Raw genomic sequence first — 16,648 nt, forward strand, 5'->3', positions numbered from 1 at the left:
TTGATTATTATAATACCCTTGCAAATAAGGCTCAAAGTCCGTAAAAGACGAAAAAAACCGATTTTCTTTCATCATGGTTCACTATTTTAAAATAGATCCTTTTTTCTTTTATTTTGACCTTTTTTGACCTTCTGACTTTGTCTGACTATAACGAATGAATAGCGTCCGCTACAGTATTGGATTGATTCTTCCGCATTCCCAGCATCATGATTGCCAACAAGACAACCAGAACAGCTACGAGCATAAATGGAACATGTTTGTCCACTTGATAGAGTGTCGTTGTAAGTAAAGGCGTAATGACGGCGGATATCCCCTGAATCGCTGCTACCAATCCCGCTGCACCCCCCTGCTGTTCTTTGCTAACTGCCAGCGAAGCACCTGCCATGAACCCCGGCATCATCAGACCCGAACCCATACCAAACAGGAAGAATGAGAAATAATACATGGATAACACATGGAAGACCAAAAACAGAATCATGCTTGCGATCAGGAAAAGGGACCCGAGCAAAATCATTGGGCGTGGCTGCCATTTCAACCACTTCATCTGAATGACCTGCATGATCAACATCGCTGCTCCAGAGAACATGAGTCCAAACGAAACCATTCGGGCCGTCGCCGCTGGGGATAGAGCCAGTTGATCCTGAAAATAAAATCCTCCGACAACCTGCAATGTCATGATGCCCATCATCGTAACCAAGCCTGCAGCAAGGTACATTCGCAAACCACGTTGGAACGGGTTGACTTTAGGCGGTTTTGCCTGAATGACCGGTTTGGCTGCCGGGATTAACAACAAGGCGATAATAAAAGCAGCGATCGCTATAAAAATGCCAAAATAAAGCGGCCAGAGCAGACCGATAAGGGTAAAAGCTCCTGCAATCGCAGGTCCAAATACAAGGCCAAGTCCATTCGCAGCGCTGATAATCGCCATCCCGCTTCCCCGCTCTTCCCCTTCTGTCACATCACCCATATAGGCCTGGGCAGAAGAAAGTACAGCCGGAATAAACATACCGATCAGACTGCGCGTCACAATCAGAAGGGTTAACAAGAGCCCCCCTCCGATCCATGCATTTAATCCCCCGTACAATGCCAGTGCAAATAATGCACAGCTCACAGACATGCCTATGAATCCAATCAATATGATTGGTTTTCTTCCTCTTATATCACTCCATCTGCCCCATAAAGGAGCCATAACAGCCATCATAATGGACCCAAGCGAGATAATAAGACCGGAATGGCTTTCTTTCATGCCCAACTCGCGAATAAGCGGTGGCATGATGGGTGCAATCAGCATCAGACCCAGCATGGCTGCAAATACGCTAAAAAAAATACTTCCTCTGATTCGGTTCATGCTCATACACTCCTCTATATTTCAGTACAGTATCCACTGTACCTGGAGTATACAAGGCTGAGAGAATCCCCACTGCCTCTATACGGAACAATTCACGGCAAGCCGGATTTATTAATCTTATTTTTAAAAAGATGAACCCTTAAAACTTTACACAAGACCACTACGATTACAGTACCATCTTCCGATCGATGTTATCACCGGATTTCCGTGTTTCCCTTCTATATAAAGGGAGAAATCCGTTGATAAAGGCGAACGCTCCGCTTCTCCAGACTGGTTCTGCACTCTTCGTTCTCGTATAATCTTTCAGTTCATCTTATTTAATAAATCTTTTTCATCTCGGAAGGCTTCACGCCGAATTTGCGATAAAATTGCTGTGAAAAGGCACTGACATTGCTGTAACCGACCGCAATGGCGGCCTCGGTGACGTTGTTATTCTGATTGCGCAGCAACTTCATGGCGTTGTCGAGACGAACCTGACGCAAATATTCGAAGACCGTGCTTCCGAAAAGTGCCTTGAATCCTTTTTTTAATTTAAAATCATTAAGACCCACTTGTCTGGACAATGCTAACAAGGATGGAGGATCTACCATACAGGCCTCCATAATCTCCCGTGCCCTATGTAACTTCCGGATGTCCTCTCTGGAGAATCCCGCGGGGATTGGCGCCAGATCAAACAGTTGGAACATAAATTGATTCAAGATTTCCAAGGCTGTCGCTTCCATCATTAAGGAGGATCGATAACTGTTGTTTAATTCTACAATCAGACTGTCAATCATCGTTCGTATCCGGTTATCCAATTGAAATACAATCGGCTTGAACACTTTTCGCCCTAACACCTGATTAAACGCAATCGACTTGAAACCGCCCAGTTGCGCCGCCGCATAATTGAACAGAGAAACAGGAATCCCCAGCGAAAAGGACATATACAACTCCCTTGCCGGAGGATGAAACCACGCTTCGAAATCATGCATAAAAATAAGGGCCCCTTGCCCTATCGATAATGAATAATCCTGACCGGATATATCCACATGTCGCTCTCCTGACAAGGCAAATTGCAATTCCACAATGGGCGTTTCGGATGCAAAATACGTTGGATAAGGCTGATGATATTCAACCTGGGAATATAAAATCTCAATGCCACTGTATGTTGTCACTCTTTTGACCTTACCGCTACCCGCCTTGGGAGAGAGCAGATACGTGTGTTCATCTTGCTGACTGTAAGGTTCCTGGGTCAGGTAATGCTGATATACTACGCCTAATGCATCATCCGTGCGCATGGGTATTCACCTCGCCTATAACTTGATCAGACTCGTCAGTAAAGATAGCCTGAATTAATTGATAATGATTCTCAATTATAATTCTAGCGTATTTTCTCCCGTTCGAACAGACCCATGACAAGATCGTTACCCTTTATACTGAAACCGATCCAGAAAACGTCGAATAATATGGTTGGAGGATTTGCTCTCCCTCATGACCCAGCCAATTGAAATAACACGTTGTATGCCCTCAATCTCAAGGGTAGTAAAGTCATAATGCAGTACACTTCTGTCATGTGTGAAGGAGTATTCATGCCCAATCGTCACAGCATTTAATTGAGCAAGCGCAGCATTGACCACTTCAGAATTGTTGGTTCGAAAAAGTACATCCACTTCTCCCACCCTTTGTGAAAGTTCACCTATGAAATCATCCACCAGCTCATCATTAAATAACACAAGCGTCTCATTCTTCAGCTCGTGCAAGGAGATTGATTTTTGACCCGCCAACCGGTTCGTAAGATTCACGCACGCACGCATGACGCCCTCATCAATCGGTACAAAGTGTAGTCCTGCCAAGTGCTGCTCCATATCGTCTTGGTAGAGGGCAATCAGGCCGAGATCCACCTGTTTGTTACGGACATCTCTGATAATATTGCGTGCAGCACTCTCGGAAAGTTCAAATTTCAAATCAGGATATCGCTTCTTCATACTCGCGATCGTAGGTATAATACCGGGTACACCGCCGGGTATGGCTGACAATCGCAGTTCTCCACGGATGGACTCCCCAATATATTGGGCATCCTCTCTGATCGTTTGTACCATGTCCACGACGGATTTCATTTTATCCAAAATTGGCTTGGCCTGCTCCAGCATAAACGCACCATTACGGGAACGACTGAATAATGGCATGCCAAGCTCATTCTCCAGACGTGTTATAGCCTGACTGATGGTGGATTGTGTTACCGACAGGGCCGAAGCAGCCAGCGTAATCGATTTTGTTTTTTCCACTTCAAGTACATATTGCATTTGCTCCAAATTCATAGACAACCTCTATCCTTCTATCATTAATTTTATTTAAGTTAACTACATTTTTGTTAAATATACATGAATCATAAAATTAAGTATACTTTGAACGGAAGATAAATGTAAGCGAAATCATGTTATCTCATTAGACAAAGGAGTGTTACATATGAATACGTTTGAGAACCGTTTTGCGGGTAAAGTAGCGATTGTTACAGGCGGTGCATCCGGTATCGGTTACGCCATTGCCAGACGACTTGTCCAAGAAGGGGCTTCTGTGCTTGCCGCAGACCTGAATACGGAACGTTTGGAAGCCATTCAGGGCGAACTTGGGGAACGTTTTGTCGGAGTTAAAGCCAATGTGACCGTTGAAGCAGATGTGGAGGACATGGTTCAAGCCGCGGTTAAACAGTTCGGAAAGCTGGATCTGGCCTTTAATGTGGCTGGTGCATCCCGGGCAGGCGTAATCACTGAACTCTCCGAGAAGGACTGGGACTTTACCGTGGACCTATGTATGAAGGGAGTCTTCCTGAGCATGAAACACGAAGCGATTGAGATGTCCAAACATGGTGGCGGAGCCATTGTGAACGTAGCTTCTCTCAACTCCCAGGTACCTATGTATGCCGGATCGGCCTATGCTTCTGCCAAAGCTGGCGTCGAAATGCTAACCAAGAACGGAGCGCTTGAAATGGCTCGCAACGGTATTCGCGTGAATGCCATTCTTCCGGGCCTGATCGATACACCTTTAACTGCGGAACTGCTCTCCAATGCAGATATTAAAGAAGCTTATATGGAGCGCATTCCTATGAAACGGGCTGCACAGCCGGAGGAAATGACAGGACCTGCCTTGTTCCTCGCGAGTGAGGATGCGGGTTATGTATCGGGTTCCAGTCTGATCGTGGATGGCGCTTGGGCGACTACCGGTTATCCTGACTTGAGTCGCTGGTTCTAACCCAGCAAAAGGTATAGATCTCCTGGGCTCTGCCCCACACTAACGTAAAGTAAAGCCTATTGGACAGAAATCATTCTGCCAATAGGCTTTTTATTTGCATTCATATCTGGAAAACATCATATTTTACACAAATTGCAGACTTCTCTTACCTTTCCTTAACATAAGCTCCCTATACTAAAACAATTGTACAACTCATTACACACGATACGATAAAGGGGATCTGGAACATTGAAAAAGAGAAATCAATGGCTCGCCGTTCTGTCGATGACTGCCATTCTTACCACAGGAGCAACCAGCTACACATCCATGATTCATGCTGCTGACGCAACTAAACCTGCCAACGATCATATCGTACTGCGTACAGCCATCCAAAATATGCAGGGTACGGTCACATGGAACGGTAGCAGTCGCAGTGTAGATATCCAGATCGCAGATACTAAAATACAACTTCCTGTAGGGACGTCTTCAGCCACCATCAACGGTGTGAAAACTTCTTTGGACAGTAAAAGTTACATCACCAAAGGTACAACGTATGTATCTTCCCAAACGCTAAAATTAATTACGGATCAACTGATCCTAAACCAAAATAAAACCGGTTTTGAACAGACCGCATCGTTTCAGATGCCCGGTGGCAAAGCAGAAATATCAGCCTCTACGCCAGATGGACAGCGCCTGCTCGTAACCGAAGCAGACAATGGCAGCATTTCCGTGCTGGACATTACTGACTTGAAAAACATCAACGTATTGAAGACGGTAAGCTTCCATGACCTCTCCGCCAAAGCTGAAGTCACGAGCGTAACCGTGTCCAAAGATGGCAAATACGGTCTTGCTGTTATTCGTACAGGGGATACAGATAGCGAAGCAAACAAAGGATTGCTTGCCATTGTGGATCTGACAACCTACAAAACCGTCAAAACGTATGAACTCGGCATTGGTCCTGACTCCATTGCACTGTCACCTGACGGTCTGCATGCGGTTATCGCGATAGAGGATGAAGAGCTGAATAAAGCTGCCGATGAAATTGACTATGCCAACACCAAACGTCCGGGTAGCATTATGGTAGTATCTTTTGCTGGCGGGAACGTATTGGAGGGTGAAATCACCAACTTGCCAGTATCTCTGGACAATGTAGAAGGTGCCATCTATCCGCATGATCCACAACCAGAGTATGTTGCCATTAGTCCAGATAGTAAAACAGCAGCCATCACGTTACAGGAAAACAATGTTGTTGCCATTGTAGATCTGGAGACAAAAAAAATCAGCTCAATCTTCGCTCTGGGTACCACTTCACATCAAGCGGATCTGAAAGATGATGGTATCGTTCAGTTTAAAGAGACATTGACAGCTCGTTATGAACCGGATGGGATTGCTTTCTCGGCAGATGGTAAATACCTGCTGACAGCTAATGAAGGGGACTTGGGCAAGAATGAATTTGAGGATGGTGTAAAAGCAGGCGGACGTAATATTGCTGTCTGGGATCTGCAAGGCCAGCGGATGTACGATAGCCAGAACCTCATTGACGAGGCAACAGCTATGGTAGGCTTGTATCCGGATGATCGCAGTCCCAACAAGGGAAGTGAAGTGGAGAATCTGACCGTTGCTACTGTAGACGGCACAACATATGCCGCGGTAGCTTCCGAACGGGCAGATGCCATTTTGTTCTTTGATCTTGCTGATCCGGTCAATCCGGACTACCTGGGTCTGATTCCTACAGCCGGAGAATCACCGGAAGGAATTCACGGGGTAAATGGACGCAGCCTGTTTGTGAGTGCAGATGAAAGCACCGGAACACTTAGTTTTTTTGCCAAGAAATAGATTGAGTGCCCTTGGTATGCACAGGCTGAACTGAACGGTGTCACGTTATATTGAGTAGGTAGGGGCGTAGAGCCCCTGTCCTCTCCTACTGTTGTACCCACACCATTCCGCGTATCCAAAACTAGTGGTGTAAAGGTTATCGACGCTTCATATTTTCCAATTCCCGCCTGTTCCGCTCTACTTCCTCTTGTAACACTTGTACTTCCATCCTTAATGCGGATACTTCCTCTTTGACGCCAGACCTCTTCATCCCAAGATAGAAAACCAGATATAATACAAGACCAATCATAATAAAGAAAATTAATAGCGTTATAATACCTGCAATACCAAAATTACTAACTCCATCCATAATGTACGTTTTCCCCTTTCCCATATCTTATTAATTTATATTTACAACAATACCATATTTAAGTATAACGAACAGTACAAAAAGCCAAGAGAGCATGCTCCCTTGGCTTTCAATTTATCTATATATACCTTCCTATCCGGTGATCCTTATTCCCAGAAGAAACGACCTGCGAACACTTTTTCCGTCAACAGTTTATACGTTTCTTCAGGCAATTCTTTTTTCATCTTTGCCATAACGGCGTCTTTGCCTTGATTATATTGTGTGGACATGCCGATCTCTGCCGTTGTATTGCTAGCATCCAGACGCATGATTGGGGCTTGAGCATCTTTCGTCCAAGGTGTCCATGCCGCTAGATCAGGTGATCCACCCGTACCTGGATTGCCTGTGTACAGGAACTGCTTCAGATATGCTGCCATCGCGGCGGACAACTGATCACGTCCTGGTTTGTTTGTATCGCTAAAGTACCCATCAGGGAAATAGGCAGCAATTCCGTCTGCGTGTCCTGTATAAAAGTCCATATCCGCACCATGTGGTGCGCCCAGTAGTGTGAGCAAACGCTCAGAGATGACCCCAGGTTGTGTGCCCCATGCAAAACGATACGCATATACCGGCGGCTGACCTGCTTCACTTGTCAATTGCTCCGCTACACGCTCTGCATTAAAGCCTGCATAAGCTTCGCTACCGTATTTCAACGCAGCAGCATATTGCTCCGCCTTGGTTTTATCAGTAAACAGAGTCTCGTCGGCGATGGATGGAGAGAAGTTTGGATCACCGAAGGCAAAACCGGAGAACTCCGTTTCCAGGCTGCCGAGCAATACCGGTACTTTCGTGTAATTGCCATTATTGATGGCGTCAAATCCTTCTTTTGGAATCACTGTGCCATCACGGAACAGATGCGGGAATGGGTCCATACGGATTGCCGTTGCACCAAACGCGGTGACCAACTTGTCCGCAGGTAGTGCACGCAGGTAACTCTCCAGCTGTGCCTGAGATTGCTTGCCAATCCATGCTTTTGCTTCTTCTGCGTTAGCCGCTTTCCCCTCTTGCACGAGTAGCTTCACAAGCACATCCTCGGATTTTTGCTCGCCTTCTTCCGGTGATGCTGTCGTCAATCCTCCGCTGAAAGCAACTGCTTTTTGATATAATCCTTTGCTAAGTGGCGAGATCAGAGTTGCCAGCACATCACGTGCACCAGCAGATTGTCCGGCTAATGTAACATTGCCTGTATCTCCGCCAAAACCTTCGATATTATCCTGTACCCACTCTAGTGCACGGAATGCGTCAAGCAGACCATAGTTACCGGAATCATCCAAGGCATTGCCTGTTTTCAACGCTGCATTCTCGAAGAATCCGAGAGCTCCCAGACGGTAGTTCACCGAGATAATGATGCTGTTGGTGCTTCGTGCAAGCTGTTCACCCTGAAAATCTTTGCCTGATCCGGTCATATTCCCGCCACCGTGCAGGAACACCATAACCGGAAGTTTCGAGCTGGTTGTGTCGGGACGCCAGATATTGAGATACAACGAATCTTCGCTCCCCGCTGTAGTCTTGCCGGAGATCTGCAAGCTGTTCGCTGCAAATTCCTTAGCCGATCTGGTTCCTGTCCATGATTCCGGTTCTTGCGGGGCTTTCCAGCGCAGTTCCCCTACCGGAGGTGCCGCGTAAGGAACACCAAGCCAGCCGAGCGTGCCATATTGCTCATAGGTTTTGCCATCAATCGCGCCATACTTGGTCTGTTGCACCGTTTGAGGTTTGAACACTCCAGCTTCTTTATGTTTTAACCAGTTCTGTTCCAAAGTTCCACTGCCATTCTTGAGCGGCATCTGCAATGCTTGCGCGGTTGCCTCTGCCATCAGGCGATTGGTAAGTTGACTTGGGCCCTTCCCTTGAAGTGCCTTAATTCCTTTACCAGCCGCATAGGTGGAAGCCGATCCCTGCTCATAATCCGTACCTGCTTCATATCCAAGCACCTTCAGCAGCATTTCGGCATAACCTTCCGCTGTAAGTGGTGCATGAGGTTCAAACTTCTCCGTTCCTGTTACGATCTCAGACACATACGGATGCTGCTTCAAGTAACCAACGACCGGTTGCAATACTTTGCCTGCCTGAGCCGCATCGTCATACGTTTCCGATCCCTGATAGGCGAGTGCTTCTTTCTCCAATCCGGACAAACGCAAGTAAAGTACTGCGGCCTGAATGCGTGTAGCCTTTTTGTTCAGATAAGCTGCATTAACACCTTGACCGCTGCCGCGAATAAGCTCGGATTGGATCAACTTGTCCATCGCTGCTGAAGAAGAGGATGCTGTATTGCCTGCTGCATATTCCGGTAAACCGGATATACATAACCCCAGAATTGTTGCTACAGCAATCGAACGTTTAATGGTTTTCATGTCATAAATCTCCTCGCTGTCGAATAGTGTGTGATGGGATAAGTTCATTGGAATGTCCATTAGAGATGCGTATCTAAGAATCAGTATTCCAATGTCTGGATGAGTCTATATCTCTATTTAGGAAAAATGGTCTCTTACGCTCGCTCCTTTCTGCTCGAAATATCTGCTACGGCGCTTGCGGTCATGCCACCAGGCATTTTTTTATATAAAAAAAACCTGAACCGAAGGCAAACAGACATCGCTTTAGCGTGGTCTACTGCCCTCAATTCAGGTTTTGCCTGCAATCAGTAACAACCCTGAGGAATGAGGTTCATTCCATATGAAAATGTAAACGCAATCAATCGTTTGATGAACAAAGAACCAACGAATGAACTGACACAGGTATTGCCCTAAACACGGTTACAATCCTGTTGTTATGGTGATGTTAGCACATAATGTAAGCGTTCGCAATATCTTTTTCTAATCGTCTTCATAGGACTTCTGACAGGGCAACATAAAAAATTGCATTCTCATGCGGGTTTAAACTCAACATACAACATGATGATCTATAATACTGTCTCTTAATTCGTCGACTCTTCATTTTGTTCAGTTCACCTGAATTCCAGCATCCTTCACTAATCGTAAATTTTACATATAGTTAACCCATTTCATACGGTAGTTTAGCAATTGTTGTATACACTTGGTTTGAGATACCAAACTATACATATATTCTAGGAGGATGCATTCATGTTAAACCGGTTTAATGTCCGTGCAGCCAAAATGATGCTCGCGGTGACAACAATTGTTACGGCTACACTCGGAGGTAGCAGTGCAGCGTGGGCTGTGGAAGACACCACCTCAACGACATCTGCATCACCGATTAAAAATGTGATTATTCTGATTCCTGACGGTATGGCTAACGATGCTACCGCTCTGGCTCGTTGGTATAAGGGCTCGTCCCTGACACTGGACTCCATGGCAAGCGGCATGGTTCGGACTCACTCCGCCGATGCGCCGATTGCCGACTCGGCCCCTGCCGGAACCGCTTTTGCTACAGGTTATAAATCTCATACCGGATTTGTCGGTGTACTGCCGGACAAGGCTACCATGCCTGGACAAAAGGCTATTGCGCCTGGAGACGAAAGAAAACCGATCGCTTCCGTACTGGAAGCTTCCAAACTGGCGGGTAAAGCAACTGGCATTATCGCTACATCCGAGATTATGCACGCCACACCAGCGGACTTCTCCTCTCACTATCCGGACCGCAAAAACTATGATGCACTCAGCAAGCAACAAGTCTACAATGGCATGGATGTTGTGTTGGGTGGAGGTAGCAAATATCTTGAGCCAGCCGGACGTAAAGACGGCGAGAATCTGATTTCGTCCATCAAGGCACTGGGTTACGATTACATCACTACACCAGCCGCAATGAAAGCATCCGATTCAAATAAATTATGGGGCATGTTCGCACCCGCAGGCATGGCTTACAATATGGACCGTGATCCTGCCAAGCAGCCGAGCCTTGCCGAGATGACATCCAAAGCCATTGAAGTTCTGTCCAAAGACAAAGACGGCTTCTTCCTGATGGTCGAAGGCAGTAAAGTGGACTGGGCAGCTCATGCCAATGATCCGATTGGTATTATCAGTGACGTGCTGGCATTTGATGATGCCGTAAAAGTAGCCATGGATTTTGCCAAAGCGGATGGAGAGACTGCCGTTGTGGCTGTTACGGACCATGGTAATGGTGGACTCACCATTGGTAACAACGCAACTAGCGGCACGTACGATAAAGAGCCGTTGTCCACATTTATCGGACCTTTGAAAAAGGCCAAACTGACAGGCGAAGGCGTTGAAGCAAAGCTGAATGCGAAGCGTACAAACATCAAAGCAGTGATGAAACAATACTATGGCATTACGGACCTGACTTCCGAAGAGATTGCCACCATCAAAGCGGCCGAGCCAGGCAGTCTTAACTATGCAATTGGTCCAATGATTAGCAAACGTGCAGGGATCGGCTGGACAACCGGTGGTCATACAGGTGGAGATGTCGTGCTGTACACGTATGCTCCGAACAATGACCGTCCGTTCGGTGTGATTGATAACACGGATGTCGCCAAATATATGGCACGAGTACTGGATCTGGATCTCGACAGCGTGAGCAAACAATTGTTTGTACCTGCCAAACAGGCATTTACAGCCAAAGGTGCGACGTACAAACTGGACCTGACTGACGCTAAAAATCCGAAGATCCTCGTAACAAAAGGCAATACCAAGCTGGAACTGCAAATCTACAAAAATATTGCACTGGTAAACGGCAAAAAGACAACTTTGGAGGGTGTCATTGTCTATAACGGTGTAGAGGCATTTGTACCACAAACGGCCATTGATCTGATTCAATAATTCGTTAGCACTACCGGAACTGCAAGAGATTACACCATTTGGCTGCCGAATATTTCGGCAGCTATTTTATTGTTTACTGATAAGGGGTAGGTTCCTGCTAACGCCTAGCGTATAATGAACGTAACAAAAATACATATCATGCAAGAAAAAGGAGAGATTCACCCATGTTGATCAAATTAAACTGGATCACGCTGAGGGTCAGTAATTTGGAAGCTTCACTCGGGTTCTACCACGACATGCTCGGACTTCCAATTCAGCGCAGATTCGAAAGCCGTGGACGGCAGATTGCCATGCTGGGCATGGAGAATGAAACCAAACTGGAACTGATTGAGGGCAGTGAATCCATTCTTAAACCAGAGGCCGGCGTGTCGATCGGTTATGAGGTGAACTCGCTGGATGAAGCCATGGAACGACTGACAGAACTGAATATTCCGATTGTACGTGGCCCCATCCAGCCCAATCCGCATCTGCGCTTTATTTACATTACAGATCCCGATGGCTTCGAGGTACAACTCGCAGAGCATGTCTAATTAGGCGAGTGTAACTAAGCACTAAGTGTACATATCAGGATGACCGGTGGGGTGTGTATGTGTGCAGTCAAACCAGTTGCAAGCTCACACCTGCATCGGGCAGCGCAAAAACGTTATTATGTTTGTTTACAGCTTCATGCGGCGCATCAGCGGCACACCTATCCGATTCAACAATCGATCAAGCAGCAGCCAGCACCAGCGTCTGCCCCATGGAAGGTGGCGCTCATACACAGCCGAATACTCAAAATCCGCCACAGCACCGCGATTGCGCTTAAACTGCGCCGCCCCGGCGCTCTCATGTAACAGATGGCCGTTCTCGCGGGCCTGTCCGATCAGACAAGCGGATAACATGCGGTATAGCCCGACAGACTGGTGCACCGCTGTCTCGTAACCGAACAACGGCGTTGTCATGATTCCATTTCGGCAGAAATAACCCATGACCGCGTCCAGGCGCCCCTCCTTTTGCAATCCATAGATCCTGAGTGTTCCTGATGCCATCGCAGCAGCAATGAACCGCTCGGTGAACTGGGGATTGTGGTAGGAGTATTTTTCAAGGTATAACAGCTTGTACAGCTCAACGATTCGCGGAATATCTGCATCCGTCATATCTGATTCGGAAACGAATTCGTATCCATGCTTGCCCAATAATTCGTAATCCCGCTTCAACAGCCAGCGTGACTTCGAGTTCCCAAAATTCGGATCATGCGCTTGGTACAGGTAGATTTGTCGGCTCGGAATCAGTCGACACCCCACTTCCGTTAGCCTCGCCGTCAGATCGGGATGAAGTCCCGGGCACAAGGAGCGAAACACAATGACATGCTCAGGGTATCGCTCTTGTACCGCTGCAAGCAAACATTCTGCCTGTTCACCGGACATGGCTGGATACAGATTGGTGGACAACAACCAGTTGTTCACATGCACAACTTTGTTGATCTGCGATTGCTTCATTCCCCAACCTATTAGACTGAGCAGCACAGAAAGACCTTTTTCCAACACAGGCTTCTGCAACATGCTCAATTCCTGCTTGGCGTAACTCACATAATGCGTATATGGCGAACAAACGTAAGCATTATCATACTCTGTATCATTCACCGTCAGCGGAATAACGAGATCATCAATCCGGGCGAGCAACAATGTCGTTTCCACGTTGGACATAAAGCTTTGGGTCCCGTCCAGCATCATAGGTTCCAGATAAGCTCTGGCATATCTGCCGTCCTCTGTATCGGGCCAGTCCATGTCTTTGAACGAATGCTGATCATAAAAACGTACGCGTGCAGCGCAATTATCATTCCTAACCTCATATGTACGGTCATCACAGTCCAAATTATCTTTCATTCCTTTATTCTTCAACCTTTTACTCCCCCATGAGGTAACATCTTCTTTTAACTACCATGTACAGTTTCAGTTCTACTCTCTTCATACTCTACACACACTGTATAGGAAAAAAATGTCGGCTTCAAGCTGTACTGCAGATGAAAAAAAGCCCGTCCAGCACGATAAATACGTACAGACGAACTTTCAACGATATAGTATTAAAGTTTATTCTCAACGGAAGAAGCCTGGTGATCCGAGACTAAGTCATTCAGGTTCACAATCAGTTGTTCCAGTTCTCCGAAACTTTCCACCATCTTCTGTGTCAGGTTACGTTGTTCTTCCATGCTCGCCAGAATCTCTTCTGTCGCTGCACTGGATTGCTCCGTTACACTCGAAATCTCGGAAACCTCATTCACTACTCTGGTGGAAGATTCCTTCATTGTAGCCGAACTCATCTCAATATCTGTCGCTTGATTCAACACATGCTGAGAGTTGCTGTTAATTGTACGGAACACTTCATCTGCCGTTTGCACACTGTCTCTTCCGTGTTGTAACGATAGACGAATACGTTCGAATCGATCTGTCAGTGCCTGCGTCTGTCCTTTTAATCGAGACAGAATGGTTGAAATATCATTCGCAGATTGACCTGAGCTCTCGGCCAGCTTGCGTACTTCCTCTGATACAACGGCAAACCCGCGTCCATGCTCGCCTGCACGAGCCGCTTCAATGGCTGCATTAAGCGCGAGCAGGTTGGTCTGAGTTGCGATATCCGCTATGCTGTTCAGCATAAGTGTCATGGATTCACTTTCCTCATTGAACTTTCGCATGTCATTTGCAGTTGTATTGATCGTTTCATATAACTCTTGCATCTGAATATTCAGTTGGTCCATATGTTCGCTTCCTGTTTGCGTACTCGTTGCCATACTTGCAGACAACTCTTTCATCTGCTGGGAGTACAACGCAACGTCCTTAATATGCCGATCCGATACAGCTAAGGATTCCGAAATGTCGGCCACACTGGTCGCCTGGAACTCCACGCCTTTGGCAACTTCACTGAATCCCAGGGTCACTTCATGGGTAATGGAACCTGTTGAATCCACCTTTTGCTTCAATTGATCCGTATAACGAGATAGTCCGCCAACAGACTCCTTAACCCGTTCAAGCATCGTTTCCACCCGGGTCCGCGACGCTTCGACCTCGCTCCATCTTTTTTCACTTTCATGAAAGAGCTTTTGGTTCAGATAGGACACCATGAACATGATTCCGCCCGTAACGGCGAACAGCCCTACGTTGATTGCATTAGTCACAAACTGATCCTGAGTCGTTGTAGGAATAATCACAAGTTGAAGAATGTTGTTCGCAAGCATAACCGAAAATCCGATGACAAATAATTTTTTATTTGGATAAATAAGCAGGATCGAAGAGATAAGAATGGCAAGCAGCGGTTCAACACTTCCCCATCCGGCGAATACCCCACACAACGAGATCAGCACAGTGTTCACCCAAGGAATTAGATGGATGTGCTTCTTTTTGGCGTTTGCATAAGCGAGCCATATTCCATACAAGATCACAACACCGTTGGAAATAAATAATTTGGGCTCAATTAAAGCTACAGAAAATCCTACAATTAATACAACCCATAGAATGATGCTGATGATCTTGTTCCGTTTCCATATAATTTCGTCAATACGATTCATGCATACCCCGTCCTTTAGATAAAATAACTTGCGATTGTAGGGCATACTCGCACTCACACCGGCCTCTTTATGGTTTTCTACCGTGCATATTTCGACGCAACGCTCAGGCCACCGCCATAGTACAATGTTACTTCACAAACATGAAAGCAGCGCTACATTATGTATATCGGTATTCCGGATATAAATTTAAATATTTACTTTTAATTAATGTGCTTCCATATAAAAAACATAAAAAGCCCTTCTTATACGCTGTTACGTACAAGAAAGGCTTCTTGGTTACGCTAATAAACATGAATACATGGTCTTATTTTCCGAATACAAGTGTCGTATTGGAGGAGCCTGCATACTTGGTGACGAACTCACGCGCATAGCTGGCACTCTCTACCTGATAACTGTAATTGGAGCTTGGTCTCCAGTTCGTTTTAGGAGAAGTCGGACTATTAAGCGCTGGTGTACTTCCCGTATCCGTAAACTCACCTTTTCCTTTGTCATCCAGGATGCCACCCTTTTCAGCGCCAGCACCAAAGTAGTTGTTTTCAGAATAAATCCGTGCTTTTTCACCAATTGTGATGGCCTGATTAAAGTTGTTTGCATAGTTGTTTTTGAGATGGAAGTAACCATATCTTAAGAGTCCAGGACCACGTACATATAAATTTTCGAAGTAATTATTGGACATCGTCACATGAGGTACTCCATTGTAACTGCTGTTACCATCATTCGGATGACCCAAGATGACGCCATACTTATGGTTCGCAAATTTGGAATTGCTAATCGTAATATAGTCGGCGCGATCGCCAATATACAGAAGTTTGTCCAGATCACTACCGCCAGAGCTGTAGCTGTGACCAGCAAACGTCACATGATCAATCCAGTAATTGGAGCCTGAAGTGATATACATCTGGATATCATCATTGGCATTAATATTGGAAGCGTGTTCAAAAGTCAGATTCTGAAAAATCACATTGCTTGAACTGCTTGTGGATCTGAAATGAATATTCGTTAATGTATGTTTGCCAAAGGAACCTACAAGTGTCTTGTTCGCTCCGAATTCAACCTTTTGTAGCGTGGAGGAAGAAATATTCTGTTCAACGACGACAATCTTGCCTGTAGAGCCTGCCATATGTGTTCTCAAGTCATTAAGATTACTAACGTAAACCACCTGGCCGTTCTTGCCACCTGTCGTAGCTGACTTGGACACACCATTTTCATTCTTGGCACTGCCTGCAAAACCAGTCAACCCATTCGTACCTGTGTTTGGATAACTGGCCGCACCATATGTAGACGGGGCTGTGGAGACAGTTAACAACAATAGAGTTACAGCGAGTAAAAGCATCGAAAATTTCTTCAAAATTTCACCATCCTTTATAATATTATCCTCAAAGACAACTCGATTATATCGTGTAACTTTGGCTGTGACAATACAAAAATTGCAAAAAGACAATTATTATCATTTTTATGCAACAGCAGATCAGATATAGTGAAAAAACGTAAAACCAGGCCATTTTTTCACACAAAATAGAGCCGCTAATTAGCGGCTCTATTAACGAGTACTATGTGATACAACTAGGAACTGATCTGCCCTCGGATCAGTTCCTGAA

Annotated in this window: 12 protein-coding genes; 4 read left to right on the plus strand and 8 right to left on the minus strand. The window is 45.9% G+C overall.

Going from position 1 to position 16,648, the window contains the following annotated elements; genetic code table 11:
* Window positions 1–145: 145 nt before the first annotated feature.
* From QNO02_RS22190 to QNO02_RS22200, 3 genes are all read right to left on the minus strand, one after another.
* Window positions 146–1,348, minus strand: coding sequence for an MFS transporter (locus tag QNO02_RS22190; protein WP_289390001.1), 1,203 nt, complete (start codon window positions 1,346–1,348; stop codon window positions 146–148).
* 317 nt (window positions 1,349–1,665) lie between these two features.
* Window positions 1,666–2,625, minus strand: coding sequence for a helix-turn-helix transcriptional regulator (locus QNO02_RS22195; RefSeq protein ID WP_091028105.1), 960 nt, complete (start codon window positions 2,623–2,625; stop codon window positions 1,666–1,668).
* Between the two features lie 126 nt (window positions 2,626–2,751).
* Window positions 2,752–3,645 carry a LysR family transcriptional regulator gene (locus QNO02_RS22200; RefSeq protein ID WP_091028101.1) on the minus strand — a complete coding sequence of 298 codons (894 nt, stop codon included), beginning with the start codon at window positions 3,643–3,645 and terminating at the stop codon, window positions 2,752–2,754.
* Between the two features lie 148 nt (window positions 3,646–3,793).
* Here QNO02_RS22200 and QNO02_RS22205 point away from each other — a divergent pair, with 148 nt between their 5' ends.
* Together QNO02_RS22205 and QNO02_RS22210 are read left to right on the plus strand one after the other, a co-directional pair.
* Complete coding sequence (locus QNO02_RS22205) at window positions 3,794–4,576, plus strand: SDR family NAD(P)-dependent oxidoreductase (RefSeq protein ID WP_289390002.1); 783 nt, start codon at window positions 3,794–3,796, stop codon at window positions 4,574–4,576.
* 228 nt (window positions 4,577–4,804) lie between these two features.
* Complete coding sequence (locus QNO02_RS22210; protein ID WP_289390003.1) at window positions 4,805–6,391, plus strand: choice-of-anchor I domain-containing protein; 1,587 nt, start codon at window positions 4,805–4,807, stop codon at window positions 6,389–6,391.
* A gap of 136 nt (window positions 6,392–6,527) precedes the next feature.
* On the opposite strand, the gene QNO02_RS22215 is transcribed toward QNO02_RS22210, so the two are convergent.
* Both QNO02_RS22215 and QNO02_RS22220 read right to left on the minus strand, forming a co-directional pair.
* The gene (locus tag QNO02_RS22215) at window positions 6,528–6,740 is read right to left on the minus strand and encodes a hypothetical protein (RefSeq protein WP_289390004.1); all 213 of its coding nucleotides are present in this window, start codon (window positions 6,738–6,740) and stop codon (window positions 6,528–6,530) included.
* A 146-nt stretch (window positions 6,741–6,886) separates the two neighbouring features.
* Window positions 6,887–9,130 carry a carboxylesterase/lipase family protein gene (locus tag QNO02_RS22220; RefSeq protein WP_289390006.1) on the minus strand — a complete coding sequence of 748 codons (2,244 nt, stop codon included), beginning with the start codon at window positions 9,128–9,130 and terminating at the stop codon, window positions 6,887–6,889.
* Window positions 9,131–9,856: 726 nt separating this feature from the next.
* On the opposite strand from QNO02_RS22220, the gene QNO02_RS22225 reads away from it, so the two are divergent.
* Both QNO02_RS22225 and QNO02_RS22230 read left to right on the plus strand, forming a co-directional pair.
* On the plus strand, window positions 9,857–11,509 hold the full coding sequence (locus QNO02_RS22225) for an alkaline phosphatase (protein ID WP_289390007.1): 1,653 nt from the start codon (window positions 9,857–9,859) through the stop codon (window positions 11,507–11,509).
* 164 nt (window positions 11,510–11,673) lie between these two features.
* Entirely contained in the window at window positions 11,674–12,039 is a 366-nt protein-coding gene (locus QNO02_RS22230; protein WP_091028088.1) for a VOC family protein, read from the plus strand.
* Between the two features lie 126 nt (window positions 12,040–12,165).
* On the opposite strand, the gene QNO02_RS22235 is transcribed toward QNO02_RS22230, so the two are convergent.
* The 3 genes from QNO02_RS22235 to QNO02_RS22245 all read right to left on the minus strand — a co-directional run bounded on the left by QNO02_RS22235 (window position 12,166) and on the right by QNO02_RS22245 (window position 16,398).
* On the minus strand, window positions 12,166–13,389 hold the full coding sequence (locus tag QNO02_RS22235) for a GNAT family N-acetyltransferase (protein WP_289390008.1): 1,224 nt from the start codon (window positions 13,387–13,389) through the stop codon (window positions 12,166–12,168).
* 182 nt (window positions 13,390–13,571) lie between these two features.
* Window positions 13,572–15,050 (minus strand): methyl-accepting chemotaxis protein, encoded by a 1,479-nt coding sequence (locus QNO02_RS22240; RefSeq protein ID WP_176872537.1) that lies wholly within the window; start codon window positions 15,048–15,050, stop codon window positions 13,572–13,574.
* A 304-nt stretch (window positions 15,051–15,354) separates the two neighbouring features.
* Window positions 15,355–16,398 carry a pectate lyase family protein gene (locus QNO02_RS22245; protein WP_502921836.1) on the minus strand — a complete coding sequence of 348 codons (1,044 nt, stop codon included), beginning with the start codon at window positions 16,396–16,398 and terminating at the stop codon, window positions 15,355–15,357.
* Window positions 16,399–16,648: the final 250 nt, after the last annotated feature.

The sequence above is a fragment of the Paenibacillus sp. PK1-4R genome, assembly GCF_030369595.1.
Taxonomy (GTDB): Bacteria; Bacillota; Bacilli; order Paenibacillales; family Paenibacillaceae; genus Paenibacillus.

Coding starts and splice junctions, on each gene's coding strand:
- QNO02_RS22190 (WP_289390001.1), bottom strand. CDS start 1,348: ATGAACCGAATCAGAGGAAGTATTTTTTTTAGCGTATTTGCAGCCATG.
- QNO02_RS22195 (WP_091028105.1), bottom strand. CDS start 2,625: ATGCGCACGGATGATGCATTAGGCGTAGTATATCAGCATTACCTGACC.
- QNO02_RS22200 (WP_091028101.1), bottom strand. CDS start 3,645: ATGAATTTGGAGCAAATGCAATATGTACTTGAAGTGGAAAAAACAAAA.
- QNO02_RS22215 (WP_289390004.1), bottom strand. CDS start 6,740: ATGGATGGAGTTAGTAATTTTGGTATTGCAGGTATTATAACGCTATTA.
- QNO02_RS22205 (WP_289390002.1), top strand. CDS start 3,794: ATGAATACGTTTGAGAACCGTTTTGCGGGTAAAGTAGCGATTGTTACA.
- QNO02_RS22220 (WP_289390006.1), bottom strand. CDS start 9,130: ATGAAAACCATTAAACGTTCGATTGCTGTAGCAACAATTCTGGGGTTA.
- QNO02_RS22240 (WP_176872537.1), bottom strand. CDS start 15,050: ATGAATCGTATTGACGAAATTATATGGAAACGGAACAAGATCATCAGC.
- QNO02_RS22230 (WP_091028088.1), top strand. CDS start 11,674: ATGTTGATCAAATTAAACTGGATCACGCTGAGGGTCAGTAATTTGGAA.
- QNO02_RS22225 (WP_289390007.1), top strand. CDS start 9,857: ATGTTAAACCGGTTTAATGTCCGTGCAGCCAAAATGATGCTCGCGGTG.